At 32.1% G+C, this 14,050-nt stretch carries 19 protein-coding genes; 8 read left to right on the top strand and 11 right to left on the bottom strand.

Features of this window, described 5'->3' with window-relative positions; genetic code table 11:
* Positions 1–68: 68 nt before the first annotated feature.
* Genes ribD through EV02_RS00865 form a run of 3 tightly spaced genes read right to left on the bottom strand, consistent with a single transcriptional unit; the run spans position 69 to position 1,905 of the window.
* A complete protein-coding gene (gene ribD / locus EV02_RS00855) occupies positions 69–1,163 on the bottom strand; it encodes a bifunctional diaminohydroxyphosphoribosylaminopyrimidine deaminase/5-amino-6-(5-phosphoribosylamino)uracil reductase RibD (RefSeq protein WP_032520272.1) in 1,095 nt (364 codons plus the stop codon).
* A gap of 15 nt (positions 1,164–1,178) precedes the next feature.
* Positions 1,179–1,679 (bottom strand): DUF3122 domain-containing protein, encoded by a 501-nt coding sequence (locus EV02_RS00860; RefSeq protein WP_032520271.1) that lies wholly within the window; start codon positions 1,677–1,679, stop codon positions 1,179–1,181.
* Entirely contained in the window at positions 1,654–1,905 is a 252-nt protein-coding gene (locus EV02_RS00865) for a hypothetical protein (protein ID WP_032520517.1), read from the bottom strand. Before EV02_RS00865 ends, EV02_RS00860 begins: the two co-directional genes overlap by 26 nt.
* Positions 1,906–1,988: 83 nt before the next feature.
* On the opposite strand from EV02_RS00865, the gene EV02_RS00870 reads away from it, so the two are divergent.
* On the top strand, positions 1,989–3,260 hold the full coding sequence (locus EV02_RS00870) for a bifunctional cobalt-precorrin-7 (C(5))-methyltransferase/cobalt-precorrin-6B (C(15))-methyltransferase (RefSeq protein WP_032520270.1): 1,272 nt from the start codon (positions 1,989–1,991) through the stop codon (positions 3,258–3,260).
* 13 nt (positions 3,261–3,273) lie between these two features.
* On the opposite strand, the gene EV02_RS00875 is transcribed toward EV02_RS00870, so the two are convergent.
* Positions 3,274–4,182, bottom strand: coding sequence for an NAD(+) kinase (locus tag EV02_RS00875; RefSeq protein WP_032520269.1), 909 nt, complete (start codon positions 4,180–4,182; stop codon positions 3,274–3,276).
* A gap of 70 nt (positions 4,183–4,252) precedes the next feature.
* Positions 4,253–5,260 carry a phenylalanine--tRNA ligase subunit alpha gene (gene pheS, locus EV02_RS00880; protein ID WP_032520268.1) on the bottom strand — a complete coding sequence of 336 codons (1,008 nt, stop codon included), beginning with the start codon at positions 5,258–5,260 and terminating at the stop codon, positions 4,253–4,255.
* A 68-nt stretch (positions 5,261–5,328) separates the two neighbouring features.
* Here pheS and surE point away from each other — a divergent pair, with 68 nt between their 5' ends.
* Complete coding sequence (gene surE / locus EV02_RS00885) at positions 5,329–6,138, top strand: 5'/3'-nucleotidase SurE (RefSeq protein ID WP_032520267.1); 810 nt, start codon at positions 5,329–5,331, stop codon at positions 6,136–6,138.
* On the opposite strand, the gene EV02_RS00890 is transcribed toward surE, so the two are convergent.
* Entirely contained in the window at positions 6,118–6,651 is a 534-nt protein-coding gene (locus EV02_RS00890) for a DUF3611 family protein (RefSeq protein ID WP_032520266.1), read from the bottom strand. The two genes, surE and EV02_RS00890, sit on opposite strands and share 21 nt — an antisense overlap.
* Before the next feature lie 68 nt (positions 6,652–6,719).
* Between EV02_RS00890 and EV02_RS00895 the strand changes: the two genes are divergently transcribed.
* The 5 genes from EV02_RS00895 (at position 6,720) to EV02_RS09855 (ending at position 9,383) form a co-directional block, all read left to right on the top strand.
* Positions 6,720–7,643, top strand: coding sequence for a bifunctional riboflavin kinase/FAD synthetase (locus tag EV02_RS00895; protein ID WP_032520265.1), 924 nt, complete (start codon positions 6,720–6,722; stop codon positions 7,641–7,643).
* Between the two features lie 7 nt (positions 7,644–7,650).
* Positions 7,651–8,706 carry a thiamine phosphate synthase gene (locus EV02_RS00900; protein ID WP_032520264.1) on the top strand — a complete coding sequence of 352 codons (1,056 nt, stop codon included), beginning with the start codon at positions 7,651–7,653 and terminating at the stop codon, positions 8,704–8,706.
* Complete coding sequence (gene thiS, locus EV02_RS00905; RefSeq protein WP_032520263.1) at positions 8,696–8,905, top strand: sulfur carrier protein ThiS; 210 nt, start codon at positions 8,696–8,698, stop codon at positions 8,903–8,905. The genes EV02_RS00900 and thiS overlap by 11 nt, the downstream gene beginning before the upstream one ends.
* Positions 8,906–9,016: 111 nt before the next feature.
* Positions 9,017–9,184, top strand: a complete 168-nt coding sequence (locus EV02_RS09640) for a hypothetical protein (protein WP_011863393.1) — start codon at positions 9,017–9,019, stop codon at positions 9,182–9,184.
* Positions 9,185–9,251: 67 nt separating this feature from the next.
* On the top strand, positions 9,252–9,383 hold the full coding sequence (locus tag EV02_RS09855) for a hypothetical protein (RefSeq protein ID WP_275040701.1): 132 nt from the start codon (positions 9,252–9,254) through the stop codon (positions 9,381–9,383).
* A gap of 4 nt (positions 9,384–9,387) precedes the next feature.
* On the opposite strand, the gene larB is transcribed toward EV02_RS09855, so the two are convergent.
* The 4 genes from larB to era are packed head-to-tail and all read right to left on the bottom strand — an operon-like array spanning position 9,388 to position 12,616.
* A complete protein-coding gene (gene larB, locus EV02_RS00910; protein ID WP_032520262.1) occupies positions 9,388–10,044 on the bottom strand; it encodes a nickel pincer cofactor biosynthesis protein LarB in 657 nt (218 codons plus the stop codon).
* Positions 10,041–10,487 carry a TIGR03792 family protein gene (locus EV02_RS00915; protein ID WP_032520261.1) on the bottom strand — a complete coding sequence of 149 codons (447 nt, stop codon included), beginning with the start codon at positions 10,485–10,487 and terminating at the stop codon, positions 10,041–10,043. Before EV02_RS00915 ends, larB begins: the two co-directional genes overlap by 4 nt.
* Positions 10,484–11,704, bottom strand: coding sequence for a tRNA (guanosine(37)-N1)-methyltransferase TrmD (trmD, locus tag EV02_RS09250; RefSeq protein WP_072014640.1), 1,221 nt, complete (start codon positions 11,702–11,704; stop codon positions 10,484–10,486). Before trmD ends, EV02_RS00915 begins: the two co-directional genes overlap by 4 nt.
* Entirely contained in the window at positions 11,705–12,616 is a 912-nt protein-coding gene (era, locus tag EV02_RS00920) for a GTPase Era (protein WP_032520260.1), read from the bottom strand.
* Positions 12,617–12,654: 38 nt separating this feature from the next.
* Here era and EV02_RS00925 point away from each other — a divergent pair, with 38 nt between their 5' ends.
* Positions 12,655–13,182, top strand: a complete 528-nt coding sequence (locus tag EV02_RS00925; RefSeq protein ID WP_032520259.1) for a hypothetical protein — start codon at positions 12,655–12,657, stop codon at positions 13,180–13,182.
* A gap of 70 nt (positions 13,183–13,252) precedes the next feature.
* Here EV02_RS00925 and EV02_RS00930 read toward each other — a convergent pair whose 3' ends face one another.
* On the bottom strand, positions 13,253–13,990 hold the full coding sequence (locus EV02_RS00930; protein ID WP_025961976.1) for a Bax inhibitor-1/YccA family protein: 738 nt from the start codon (positions 13,988–13,990) through the stop codon (positions 13,253–13,255).
* Positions 13,991–14,050 lie beyond the last annotated feature (60 nt).

Raw genomic sequence — 14,050 nt, 5'->3', positions numbered from 1 at the left:
CCGTATCTGTATTTTTTTTTGGGGTAAGAACCGTACGGTACTTTGACGCATAGAAATTATTGTAAAAATTAATTTTTGAATGAGCTCTTTATACATATATCACTTCCAATCAAACTAAACTGTGAATCACTTAATTTAATAATTTCATGCATATCTTCAAATTTAAAATCACCAAAAGGATTCATACTATTTTCTCCGCCCAAAATTTTTGGAGCAATAAAAGTTATAAATTCCTGAATACAATTAGATTTAATAGCGGCGGTAGCCAATCTAGGGCCACATTCCCACAAAACTTTGTTACATCCCCTTTTAGCTAGTATTTTTGAAATTAACTCTGGATTATCTGATGATACCTTTTCAACATCCACACATTTTGGAATCCTTGAGAGGTAGCTTTCATTTGCTGTTGAAGAATCATAAATAAGTAATGTTTTTGCCTTATTACAATCCCAAAGATTAGATTTTGTTGGCAAGTCTAAACTTTTTGTAAACACAACCCGCAAAGGCTCAGGATTTTTGGAACCTCTGGAAGTTAAGAGTGGATTATCTCTTCTTAATGTGTTTCCACCAATGATTATTGCATCAAATTCTGATCTAAAAGAGTGTACTAATGCCCGTGATTCTTCATTAGTAATCCATTTACTTTTTCCATTTTTTAAAGCTATTCTTCCATCAATACTCATTGCCCATTTAAAAACACCAAATGCCTTTTTAGTAATATTCCTATGAATGAAAGCCCTATTTAAATCTAGGGATTCCTTTTTACATAATCCTAAGTGAACTTGTATTCCAGCTTCTTTTAGCAGCTTTATACCTTTACCAGCGACTCTTATATCAGGGTCTTCGATAGATATGTAAGCCTTTTTTATCCCCGAGGATATCACCTTATCTACACATGGAGGTGTTCTACCCTGGTGGCAACAAGGTTCGAGATTTACATAAATTGACCCACCTCTAGCATCTTTTTTTAAATTATTAAAAGCCATTGCCTCTGCATGAGGCATCCCTGCCTTGAAATGAAACCCTTCTGAAATAAGGTTTCCATTCTTATCAATTATCACTGCTCCCACCCTTGGGTTTGGACTCGTTGTATTTTTACCTAAAGAAGCTAAAAAAATTGCTCTTTTCATCCATTTTGTATGGCTCACATTTTTATCAGTCATCTCCAAAAATCAAATTCAATTTATTGATCTCCACTCTTTAACAACAAAGGGAGGAACAGGTAACTCAGAAAAAACTCCCGACAAAGATAATCTTAATGGTCTATTTTTATCTAAATTTTTAATCAATTCATTAAGATCGAATTCTGCTGCAGCTTGTCTTCCATCATTTGCTAATTCAACATTAAGTAATGTTTTGTCATCTAAAAGCCACTGTTTTCTCCCTGATTCAACCCTCAATTGAGTGGGATGATCAATCCTAAGATTCCCTGGATATCCTATTACTCTCAAGATCAATTTATCTTCAAAAAGAGGTGATTTATAAGCTACTAATTGCCAAGTCTCAAAGTCCAAATCCCTTAAAAACTCACTGCTAGCATTCATTAATTCCCCATTTATTTCTGTTTCTGCAACTTCTGCGGATACTTTTATTGGGTTAAAAATGAAGGATAGTAGTAAAAGTAAAGGTAATATTCCTTTTAAAAATATATTTTTATTTGATTTTGTAATTTTCTTCATTTTCCGAATCCATCAGGGCATCAAGAGTAACAGCTGTTCTTACAATAGCTTGATATCTTTTGATTATTTTACGATTTTTTTTTATAACTCGAGATAAATTCAAAGAGTCTTTTTCAGAATAGTTAGATGTTAAATCGTTAGAATCTTCTTCAATAAACTCGAATTCACTATCTTTTTTTATTAAAGTTAATAATAAATCATGTAATCTCTTTCTTCTTTCAGACAATTGATTTATTATTAAAGCTCGAACAATCATAAGATAATTTAATAAAACATTCAAATAGATAAGTTTCTTTTAATTAAATATTCATGACTGAAAAAAGAAAAATTCATGTAGTAGGAATTAATTCTTATAAATTTGAGGATTTACCCCTTAAATTACAAAATCTATTTCAAGAGACAGTTTCAATTGCAGTTCCAAATTTATATTTTGAAGAAATAAAATCCTGGAGCGAAAATTGTTTAGAAAAAAAGAAATTATTTTTTTCGAGCAACAGTAATAAGGAACTTTTTCACTGGCTTAGATCACAAAAAAAAGATGTAATTTTAATTTCCAGAGGAGATCCACTTTGGTTTGGCATTGGGAGAATACTACTAGAAAATTTTTCAAAAGATGAATTAAGTTTCTACCCTTCAAATACTTGCATTCAATTAGCATTTAGTAAATTAAAGATCCCATGGCAAGATACTGTTAATGTGAGTATTCACGGCAGAGATTCAAATAGGTTAGTAGAGGCTCTTAAAACAAGGCCATCAACTTTGGCTATTATTACAGATTCAAATAACAAAAGTTTAGAAATAATCAAAAAAAACTTATCAGAATTAAATCTTATTGATTTTTATGATTTTTGGCTCTGTGAAGAGATTGGCTTCGAGAATGAAAAGATAAGAAAATTAAATCTTAAAGATTCATTACCATCTGATATATCAAGTTTGAACATTGTTGTTCTTAAAAATAAAAAGAAAAATTACTCAAATAATAATCTCCCTCTTTTCGGAATCAGTGACCATATTTTTAAGACTTTTGATGATAGACCAAACTTATTAACTAAAAGGGAGGTTCGCGTTCAAATATTAGCTGCTTTAGAGCTCCCAAGAAATGGTGTCATCTGGGATATAGGAGCAGGTTGTGGGTCAATTGGTTTAGAGGCACTAAAGTTAAGGCCTAATTTGGATTTGTTTTGTATAGATAAAAGGATTGGCTCAAAAGAATTAATACTAGAAAACTCTAAAAGGCTTGACGTCAAACCAAAATTTATTTTTGAGGAAGACATAAATTACACCTTGAATGTGAATAATTTAAGTTCTCTTGAAAAACCTAATAGATTAATAATTGGAGGATGTGACAAAAAAACTAAACTCAAGATTATTAATAAACTAGCTCAAGATATGGATATTGGAGACATTATCGTTATCCCAATAATTAATATTCAAACTATTAAAGAATTGGAAGAGGAATTAGAAGATAAAAATTTCAAAACAAATTTAAATTTAATTCAGACCTATAAAAGCTTAAGTATTACGGAGGGAATGAGACTAGAACCCAATAATCCTGTTTTTCTATTAAAAGGGAAAAAATAAATTCAAGTAATTGTTATTTATCAGGTTTAGCCACATGAGGTAAACCCCAACCTAGTTTATTTCTTAAAACCTGAAAAAATTCGTGATCTTCAAGTCTAATAAATTTTACTGAGTGTTTACTTTTTCTTATTAGAACCCTATCTTCAGGCCAAACATAACAACCGGCATTGCCATCAACAACCATTACTAACCTTTCAGGAGTTGCAGGAAAAACAGTTACTGGCTCTGAATCATTAAAAACCAATGCCCTAGATGCCAATGAATGTGGAGCAATTGGAGTTAATTGCACGACTGGACAATCAGGTGTGATAACTGGTCCTCCTGCACTTAGAGAATAGGCGGTAGAACCAGTTGGAGTAGATAAAATTACTCCATCAGCTGAAATATCCACAGGAGCATGTCGACCTATAGAAATTTCAAAGTGACACATACTTGTTAGAGGCTCTCTATGAAGAGCCATCTCATTAAGGCAAAGAGACTCCCATCTCCTCTGATCATTCCTCATTACACTAATTATAAAGCAAGTTCTTTCTTCAATATCCCAATTTCCTGCAATTATTTTATTTATAGCCTCATCTAGATTAGATAAGTAAGCTTCCGCAAGAAATCCTAAATGACCAGTATTTATTGTAAGAATTGGAATTTTAGCAGGTGCCGTTTGCCTTGCAGCAGAAAGTACAGTCCCATCTCCGCCAAGAACAATTGCAAATTCCATTGATGAATCAAACCCTTCAGGAACACAATTCGTATATCCCAAAGGACGAACATGTTGATCAGGATTTGCGAAACCAACCATCCCCCCAGAGCTACTAACTCTTACAACTTCAAAATTAGATTTTTCCAATTTTTTTTGAACAGAAGTTGCAGTTTGAACAGCTAGTTCCTTTCCATCATTAACGATTAGTCCTGCTTTACGTACCAATCAAAAAATTAAAACTAGGACTATCTTAAACTAATTTGTTGGACAATCCTAATTTAAAAATTAAATACTATTAGAACTGTTCTAAGAATCTAATATCATTTGTATAAAATTTTCTGATGTCGTCGATCTGATGTCTCACCATACAAAATCTCTCAACTCCTAATCCTGCTGCAAAACCAGTCCATTTCTCAGAATCTATTCCTAATTTTTCTAAGACCTTTGGATCAACCATTCCGCAACCCATTACTTCTAACCATTTACCTTTCCACTGGACGTCTACTTCTGCAGAAGGTTCAGTAAATGGGAAATAACTAGCTCTGAATCTTACAGGAATATCTCCAAAAAAGGCCTTTAAAAATGTTAGAACTGTTCCTCTTAAATGACTAAAATTAATGTCTTGATCGATACATAAAACCTCAATCTGATTAAATACAGGGGAATGAGTAGCATCTACTGCATCTCTCCTGTAAACTCTCCCGGGAGCAATAATTCTTACTGGAGGAGGATTATTCTCTAAGTACCTTATCTGAACAGGAGAAGTATGGGTCCTTAAAAGTCGATTTTCATCTAAGTAAAAGGTATCCTGCATATCTCTTGCGGGATGATTTTTGGGTATGTTGAGAGACTCAAAATTATAAAAATCAGTTTCTATTTCAGGGCCACTTTCAACTGAATATCCTAAACCACAAAATATATCTATTATTTCGTCTTGAGTTGAAATCAAAGGATGTTTATTCCCAGGAGGTGTTCCAATTGAAGGGATAGTTACATCAATTTTTTCTTTTTTAATCTTTTTATCTAAGGCTTCACTATTTAGTTGATTTTTTCTTTCAGTTATTAATTCCTGCAAATTTATTTTTATTAAATTTGCCTTCTGTCCAACAACTGGTCTATCAGTAGCGGATAATTGACCCATTGTTTTCAAGATAATTGATAAATCACCTTTTTTACCTAGCAAGGAAACTCTTAATTGATCCAGTTCTTCATGAGTACTAGCATTACTTATATTATTTTTTGCTGTTAGAGAAAGATTATTTAGTTTTTCCTCAATTTGACTTAATGATTCAATCTGACTCACTGATATAGTAAAAATAAGTATTGCTTTATCTTACTTAAATATCGTCCATAAATAAAATTTATTGATTAATGAAACCGTTAAATATATTAATTAGCAATGATGATGGTGTTTTTGCAGCGGGGATAAGAGCTTTAGCAAAATCAGCGCAAAAAAGAGGGCATAAGGTAAAAGTAGTTTGTCCTGACCAAGAAAGGTCAGCTACCGGGCATGGTCTTACTTTACAATCTCCATTAAGAGTTGAAAAAGCTGACGAATTATTTGGGGAAGGAATTGAAGCTTGGGGATGTTCTGGCACTCCTGCTGATTGCGTCAAATTAGCACTATCTGAACTCTTGGATAATAAACCTGATCTAGTACTATCTGGAATAAATCACGGGCCAAATTTAGGGACAGATATTTTTTGTTCAGGTACAGTCGCTGCAGCTATGGAAGGCACTTTAGAAAATGTTCCCTCCATGGCAATAAGTGTTGCTAGTTTTAAATGGAAGAATTTTGAATTTGCAGGAGAAATTGCAATGAATATTGCCGAACAAGCAATTAATGATAGTTGGCCTGCTTCACTTTTATTAAACTTGAATATACCCCCTTGCGAAAAAAGCAAAATAAAAGAATTATCCTGGACAAGATTATCAGTAAGAAAATATAAAAATCAATTTTCCAAAAGAGAAGACCCAAGGGGGGATGATTATTATTGGCTCGCTGGTGAGGTAGTTCTAGATCTTAAATCAAAAGGTTATGGTCCAAAGAAATGGCCAAGTGACGTATCGCAAATACAAGAAAATAAAATATCTCTTACACCTGTAGAACCAGATTTATTTTGGAGAGGTAACTTAGATGACTTACCTAAAATTAATAATTCATTTGTAAATCCTTCTTAAAAGCCATAAAGAAAAGCAAAGTCCAAAAAAATGAGCCGCGATAACTTGCGTGTTACTAAGAACTGATAATATTTCAAGACCAGTAATTGGGATATCAGATGTCGCTGTTATCAATTGTCCAGTTGTTTGAGAAGATGCTTGGATAAATAAGGCACCCATAAGAGCTTGATATCCAATTAATCCAAACAAAATTCCTAATAAATCAACTATTAGTCCTCGTTTTATCAATTTACTTGTTTGTCCTCTTGAGGGTCTTGCGTTACTTGCGATTGCTCTTCCTGTTCTAACTATTAACCAACCTTGCCAAAGACTAAAAAGTAGTAAAATCAAGGATACTGTTGTAAGTGATAGACCAGGCGCTAAGCTAAGCTGCCCTTCGCTATTATTCACAACATTTGAAAAAAGCAAAACAGCTGCAACAACAACACCTAAAATGGACTGAACCCAAAAGCGTATCCATCCAATGCGTCGCATTCCAAATGAAAGGGACTGAAAATCAATTTTGTCAGACATTCATTTGATCTAATAAACTATAATCTAATCAAATTTGCCATCAAAGTCATAAAATTGCACGTAATCTTTTGATCTCTTTAATATCGCCATCTGAAGTTAAGAATCCTACTTCAATAGCTATTGGAAGTTTTGATGGCCTTCATGCTGGCCACAGACAATTAATAAAAAGTGTAGTTGAAGAGAATCAATATACCCCAACAATTGCAAGCTTCTGGCCTCATCCCCGAGAAGTTCTTTATAAAGAGACTCGTCTGAGACTTGATCTCCCTTATGAAAAACTATCTATTCTTGAAGATCTAGGAATTGAACAATTAGTTCTGATTCCCTTTGATATGAAACTATCCAAATTAAGTGCAGAAAGATTCGTAAAAGATATTTTGATAAATCAATTACAAGCAAAAAACATTTCTGTAGGTGCTAATTTTAAATTTGGTTTCAGAAGAAGTGGAGACATAAATACAATAAAAAATTTGATTAAGGATACTGAAATTAAACTAAAAATTACTCCAATCTTAGAAGACAAGGAAGGTAGAATCAGCAGCAGCAGAATAAGAGATCTATTAGAGAAAAGTGATCTGAAAAATGCTTTCAAAATTCTCAATAGGCCTTATAGTTTTAATGGAAAGGTTGTTAAAGGTAAAGGAATTGGGAAAAGTATAGGATGGCCTACCGCAAACCTTGAAATAGATGGCAGAAAATTTTTACCTGGAGAAGGAGTTTACGCATCTTGGACAATCATAGAAAATTCTAACCAAAAAATTGAATCTGTTATGAATCTTGGCTCTCAACCAACAATAAATCCTTTATTGCCATCTGCAGTTGAAGTTCATTTAATAAATAAAGATATCGATCTTTATGGTTTCAATCTATCTGTAGAACCAGTTGAAAAACTTAGATCTCAAATCAAGTTTAAAAATATAGATCAACTTTCTAATCAAATTAAAAAAGATAGAGATAATGCTCTAGAAATTTTAAAAAACTACAAAAAATAAATTACAAATGCTTAATTCCAATAGTAAAGACGCTGAAGATTTAAGAATTTATCAAATTATTGATGCTAATTTAGATAGAGCTAGAGAAGGATTAAGAGTATTAGAGGATTGGGCTAGATTTGGTCTAGGAAAAGAAAAATATGTTGAAAAGATTAAAAACTTTAGACAAATTTTAGGGAAAAATCATTTAGAAGTTTATAAACAATCTAGAAATCACATAGAAGACAAATGTAAAGGATTGACTCATAAAGAGCAAATCAACAGAAAAACTTCTGAGCAAATTATAAGTTCTAATTCAGCTAGGGTTCAAGAAGCATTAAGAGTCATAGAAGAATTCTCAAGGCTGCAGAATAATGAGCTTTCAAAAATCGCTTCTGAAATTAGATATGAAATTTATACTATTGAAATTGACTTATTAAGTTATAGCAAGTGTAAGAAGTCGGAGAAAATATTAAAAGAAAATGACTTATATGTAATCACAGATCAAAAGGACAATTTATTAGAAATAGTAGAAGAGATTTTAATTGCGGGAGTAAAAATTATTCAGCATAGATTTAAAACGGGAACTGATCAAGATCATCTTCAAGAAGCAATTCAGATTAAAAATCTATGTAAAAGATATAATTCTTTGTTTATCGTTAACGACAGACTTGATATAGCTCTAGCATCTAAAGCGGATGGAATTCATCTTGGACAAGGCGATTTAGACTTTAAAACGGCAAGAAAACTTTTAGGATATTCAAAAATAATCGGCATAAGTGCAAATAATGCAATTGATATTTCAAATGCTATTAGTGAGGGTTGTGACTACATAGGAATAGGTCCAGTATTTGAAACTACAACAAAAAAGAATAAAAAACCTTTAGGTATTGAAAATATCAAAACATTGACAAAGGATTTAAATATTCCTTGGTTTGCTATCGGAGGAATCAAGTCAAGTAATATTTCATATTTAAAAAGAAATGGGTTTAAAAAAGTTGCCTTAGTTTCGGAATTAATGAATTCTGAAGATCCTAAAGAAGTCGCTATTATGATTCTAAAAGAGTTATCTCATGAAAATTAGGGTAAATGGAGAAGAAAAAAAAATAGAACTTGATCAAGAAAATGCTCTACTATCTAAAGTTCTTAACCATATGGGATATAAACCAAACACAATTGTAGTGGAATTAAATAATTTAATTATAAATTCAATGAAATGGGAAAAAGTGAAGCTTAAAGATGGTGATAATTTAGAAATCGTTTCAATAGTTGGCGGTGGTTAAAAGATAAATTCTTAAAAATTAAAAATCTTCATATTATTTTAAGTTTAGGCTTGAAACAATAACCAAATTTCTTCTTTTTTCGTTTTATATTTTTAATACTTAAATTTAACAATGAAAGAAAAAATTGATAGCAACTCAAGATCTCTAAAATGGGAGCAAAATGGGGAGTTGGCTCATAAAGATCTCTCCGAGCTGATTGAAAGATTAAAAAATGTAGAAAGTGAACATACCTCATCTGAGCTGTCTAGATTAGGTACAAAATCAAACATAAAAGATTAAATTTGTTACTTAGACCTTGTTTTTATAAAAATTTGTACCAAATTAAAAATACTGAACATAAAAATAAATGCCGAAAAGATTTCCAGAGTGGGTAAATACAGAAGTCGTGATAAAAGCAATCAAAATGAGAGAAGAAGGAATGCTATCAAAACAACTAAATTTATGGATAGAAACCTTATTAGAAATAGAAAAAAAGTGATTATTTAGGAAATACTTTTAATAATTCTGAGAGCCGCCATTGCTGCTCCATAACCATTATCTATATTCATAACTGCAATACCTGGAGAACAGCTTGATAACATACTATTTAAAGCAGTTTCTCCATCCTTGCTAACGCCATATCCTACTGAGACAGGTACTGCAATTATCGGTTGAGCTAACAATCCGCCCACAACTGTTGCCAAAGCTCCTTCCATTCCAGCACAAACTATTAATACATCATATTTATTAATTTCTTCTAACTGACTCATCAATCGATGAAGTCCCGCTACTCCAACATCTATAAAAGATTGACAATTCACTCCATAAATTTCAAGCGCTAATTGTGCTTCAAGTGTTACGGCCAAATCGCTAGATCCGCCTGAAATTATAGCAACTTTTTTATTTGTAATTATTTTATTAAAATTTTCCCCAATTGTTAGGCAATTTGCTTCTTTATAGAATCGTGCATCATCATACAAATCTAAAAGATAATTAGCTTTTTCACTATTAATCCTAGTAATGAAAACAACCTCATTTTTACTTAATACATTTTCAGATAATCTTTCTAATTGGTCGATACTCTTATCTTGCCCCCAAATAGCCTCAATGAGTCCAATCCTATCTCTTCTTTGAAAATCAAACTTGATATCAAAATTCATCTTTGTTTGTCTAACTCTCCCACATAAATCAATTCAAAAGGATTATCGCCTACATTTAGAGCAGCTTTAACATTATCTTCAAATTTTTGTTGAACTACATTTACTTCTGAGATTGGTATGCTTTTCCATAATTTCTTACTTTTCCAATTTACCAATATTAAAGCTTCTTCTTTTTCTTTATCCCAAAATAATTGTCTACCCAAAAAACCATCTTGAGAAGATAACCATGGCTCCCATATTTCTTTTTCCGCATTTAGCCAAGCTGCTTTTACATCAGCAGGTACTTTAAGTCTTAATTCCTCTATGACCATTTCACTTTGAAAATTATCCATTGTAAGAGCTTTTAAATTGGGAATATCAGATTGAAAAATTAAAACTACTAAGCAAATTAATAATAAACAAAATCTTTGAATTTTTTTTTTCAAATTTAAATTAAATCTCATTTTTTCACAAGAAGAACTACTGAATGGCAACTTATACCCTCTTCTCTCCCTTCTGGACCCAATTTTTCATTCGTGGTTGCTTTAATCCCAATTAAATTTTCATCAATATTTAAAATTTCAGAAATATTTTTTTTCATTAGTTTTATATGTGGCATGATTTTTGGCCTTTCAGCAACAAGAACACTATCAATATTATTTATTTCCCAACTATCTTGTCTTATCAAGTCAATTACTTTTGATAACAAAAACAAGCTATCAGCATTTTTCCATTTTTCATCAGATGGGGGAAAATACTTTCCTATGTCGCCCAACGAAAGAGCTCCCAATAATGCATCCATTATTGAGTGACTTAAAACATCAGCATCACTATGCCCATCTAATCCTAAACTTTCAGGGTGATGTAATTTTACACCTCCAATAATTAAATCTCTATCCTCTACTAATCTGTGAATATCGTATCCATTACCTATTCTAAATTTCATTAATTGATTATTTTCTTTTATTATTCTCTTACTTTGTGGGGATTTTTTGTAGTTTTCATTTGAAATTAAGTCACTTCTTCTCTCCAATGTTCTTTCAAAACTTTTTTTTCTTCTCCACGATTTAATCTCTTCATGATTACCGCTTACTAAAATATCTGGCACTTTCATATCTTTAAAAGTTAAAGGCCTTGTGTATTGAGGATATTCTAATAAAGAGGAATTATGACTCTCATCGACTAAGGAGTCTGGATCACCAAGAGTCCCTGGTAATAACCTAGTCAAACCATTAATTATTGATATAGCAGGAATTTCACCTCCAGAAAGGACATAATCGCCTATCGATATCTCTTCATCAGCTAAACATCTAATCCTTTCATCAAAACCTTCATATTGGCCACAAATAATTATTATTTGATCAAAAGTGGACCATCTCGCAAGATCCTTTTGCTTTAAAACTTTACCCTGAGGGGTCATCAGCAAAGTTTTACTTTTAGGTGATTTTCTAATTGATTCATATGCCTTATAAATAGGTTCAGGTTTTAATACCATTCCTGCTCCTCCTCCATAAGGCTTATCGTCTACTTGTCTGTAAGAACCTTCTCCATATTCTCTTAAATCATATAAATTTACATCGATCAAATTCTTATCTAGAGCTCTTGTTATGACCCCTAAATTATTTATTAATTCAAAAGCTTTAGGGAACAATGTAATTACATCAAAATTAAAACCACTCATCTAGAATTCTTCCTCAAAACCAAACTCAATTAACCTTGATTCTTTTTTTCTCCAATTTGGAACAACTTTCACAAACAACTCTAGGTGAATTGAACCATCAATTAATTTTGACATATTTGATCTTGCTGACTGACCAATCATTTTTAACATTGAACCTTTCTTTCCAATAAGAATTATTTTTTGAGTTGATCTTTCAACAATAATAGTAGCCAAAATAGCTGTAAAAACTTTGCCATTTTTTCTTTTCATTTCCTCTCTCTTTTCTATCTTTACTGCGACACTATGAGGTACCTCTTCTCTTGTATTTATTAATACCTGTTCTCTTACTAAATCAGATAATAATTTATCTAATGGTTGATCACAAATGGTTTCTTCGCCATAAAGTTTTGGTCCCTCTGGAAGAAAATTAAGTGCCATATCCACTAGTTCAGGACATCCTTCTCCTTTAAAAGCACTTACAATTTGAAAGTTTCTATTAATTCCAAAAAATCTTCTATATTGATCTAATCGTAAATTCCTAAATTCTTTATTAACCAAATCCCACTTATTTAATGCAACAATAAACTCAGTTTTATTTGCGAGTAGAAAGTTCAAAATATATTCATCACCTCTACCAGGTTCTTTACTTGAATCAATTACAAAAATTACCATATCAACTCCATTAATTGCAGATTTTGCGTTCTTTACTAATATCTCTCCAAGTCGATGATGAGGTTTATGAACACCTGGCGTATCAACAAAAATTATTTGCCCATTGTCTGTAGTAAGTATTCCTTTTAATTTATTTCTAGTAGTTTGCGCTATTGGAGAAGTAATTGTTATTTTTTCTCCAATCAATTTATTTATTAACGTAGATTTACCCACATTTGGCCTTCCTAGTAAAGTTACAAACCCAGATCTATAATTGGCCAAAGACTTTTAATGCATCAATAATAAAATTCTGATCAAAAATGGAAAAAAAAACCATAAATTTAAAAGAAGCTTCGTTCACGCAAGCAATAAACATATCCGCACAATGGTGCAAAGAGTGGAGTGAAGATTTACTCAGCGAAGAGGTTTTAGCAGATAGAATCGCAGAGCTAACTAAAACAAAAAATGGACTTAGAGGATTTTTTGCATACGCTTTGTCAGATAAAGATTGTTTTTTGTTAGATAAACTTCCTTTTTCACTAATTTACAAACTGAACGAAGGTGGTGATGCCGTAACAGAAATAGTAGTAAAAAATTTAATAATGAGTTCCGCTCAAATTATTATTCATCGAAGAGATGATAATCATGAATATGAGATAACATCAGAAAATATTTCAGATAGATGTAAGGCTATTTTAAGACTGCTAGAAACCAAGTCAGTTACAAAGTCTGTCAATCAAGTCCTTAGAGACTTAGATGATATGGGCAATAGTTTTGATAATTCAGTAAAATATGACTTAGAGCAAAAGGAATTTATAAAAAAACAAATTCTTGATATCGCCCATTAAACTTGATATCGCCCATTAAAAAAGCGTAGAAACAAATCTACGCTTTATGTTAGTTCTATACGTAACGTGTTTAATCTCTTCTTCCACCACCTTGTAGTGCAATCATTAATCTCAATATAAAAACAAAAAGATTTATATAAGTAAGATACATACCTAAAGCCCCTGCAAGATATTGATCATCATTATATCTTCTTGGCATTGTATAAAAATCAACAAAAGACATCGCAACAAATAAGACAGTTCCAAAACCTGCAATTATCAATTCAAGACCTGAACCTCCAAAAACTCCTGGAGCAAAGAATCCTCCAATTAATTGGACAAACATTGCTATAAGCAGACCTATCAATCCAAGACCAACTACTCCGCTTAGTGCTTGACCAACACTATCACTCATTCTTTGGCCAGTGTAAGAGGCGATAACGAAAGTTATACCAGTGGCTAAGGCAGCTGTTCCAACCGAACCAATACCAATTGTTCCTATTGCTAAAGCAACTATTCCACTTAAGGTGAATCCAGTTAACAAACTAAATCCTGTCAACAAGGGTAGGGCCTTCGCATTATTAGCATTATTTGCAGCACTTGTGGCTATAAAAAACAAAATCAATTCTGCAATTAATGCAACTATTGAAAGAGGCTGGAAAAGCCCAGGATTTGTCGCGATGAGTGAGATACCTGCTAAGACGCCTAAAGAAGTTAGAACCATTCCTCCACCTACGTAAGGTAAAGCTTTTTGAACAACATTAGGTCCAACAATTGAACTAGTTTGTGCTTCACGAATAGCTTGATTGAAATTACTACTTGCTGGCATTTTTTTTTTAAATAATAATCTTATTCTACTCGATTTTTAAAATTTCAGGGTACGGATCTC

This window comes from Prochlorococcus marinus str. SB, assembly GCF_000760115.1.
Lineage (GTDB): Bacteria > Cyanobacteriota > Cyanobacteriia > PCC-6307 > Cyanobiaceae > Prochlorococcus_A > Prochlorococcus_A marinus_D.
This window is presented reverse-complemented; position numbering and strand designations above follow the sequence as displayed.

What these genes read in the sequence shown, in the direction of transcription:
- larB (WP_032520262.1), bottom strand. Translation starts at nt 10,044, where the DNA reads ATGAATTTTGATATCAAGTTTGATTTTCAAAGAAGAGATAGGATTGGA.
- EV02_RS00900 (WP_032520264.1), top strand. Translation starts at nt 7,651, where the DNA reads ATGCTTAATTCCAATAGTAAAGACGCTGAAGATTTAAGAATTTATCAA.
- EV02_RS00890 (WP_032520266.1), bottom strand. Translation starts at nt 6,651, where the DNA reads ATGTCTGACAAAATTGATTTTCAGTCCCTTTCATTTGGAATGCGACGC.
- ribD (WP_032520272.1), bottom strand. Translation starts at nt 1,163, where the DNA reads ATGACTGATAAAAATGTGAGCCATACAAAATGGATGAAAAGAGCAATT.
- EV02_RS09640 (WP_011863393.1), top strand. Translation starts at nt 9,017, where the DNA reads ATGAAAGAAAAAATTGATAGCAACTCAAGATCTCTAAAATGGGAGCAA.
- EV02_RS00930 (WP_025961976.1), bottom strand. Translation starts at nt 13,990, where the DNA reads ATGCCAGCAAGTAGTAATTTCAATCAAGCTATTCGTGAAGCACAAACT.
- trmD (WP_072014640.1), bottom strand. Translation starts at nt 11,704, where the DNA reads ATGAGTGGTTTTAATTTTGATGTAATTACATTGTTCCCTAAAGCTTTT.
- EV02_RS09855 (WP_275040701.1), top strand. Translation starts at nt 9,252, where the DNA reads ATGCCGAAAAGATTTCCAGAGTGGGTAAATACAGAAGTCGTGATAAAA.
- surE (WP_032520267.1), top strand. Translation starts at nt 5,329, where the DNA reads ATGAAACCGTTAAATATATTAATTAGCAATGATGATGGTGTTTTTGCA.
- EV02_RS00870 (WP_032520270.1), top strand. Translation starts at nt 1,989, where the DNA reads ATGACTGAAAAAAGAAAAATTCATGTAGTAGGAATTAATTCTTATAAA.
- EV02_RS00860 (WP_032520271.1), bottom strand. Translation starts at nt 1,679, where the DNA reads ATGAAGAAAATTACAAAATCAAATAAAAATATATTTTTAAAAGGAATA.
- EV02_RS00925 (WP_032520259.1), top strand. Translation starts at nt 12,655, where the DNA reads ATGGAAAAAAAAACCATAAATTTAAAAGAAGCTTCGTTCACGCAAGCA.
- thiS (WP_032520263.1), top strand. Translation starts at nt 8,696, where the DNA reads ATGAAAATTAGGGTAAATGGAGAAGAAAAAAAAATAGAACTTGATCAA.
- EV02_RS00915 (WP_032520261.1), bottom strand. Translation starts at nt 10,487, where the DNA reads ATGAGATTTAATTTAAATTTGAAAAAAAAAATTCAAAGATTTTGTTTA.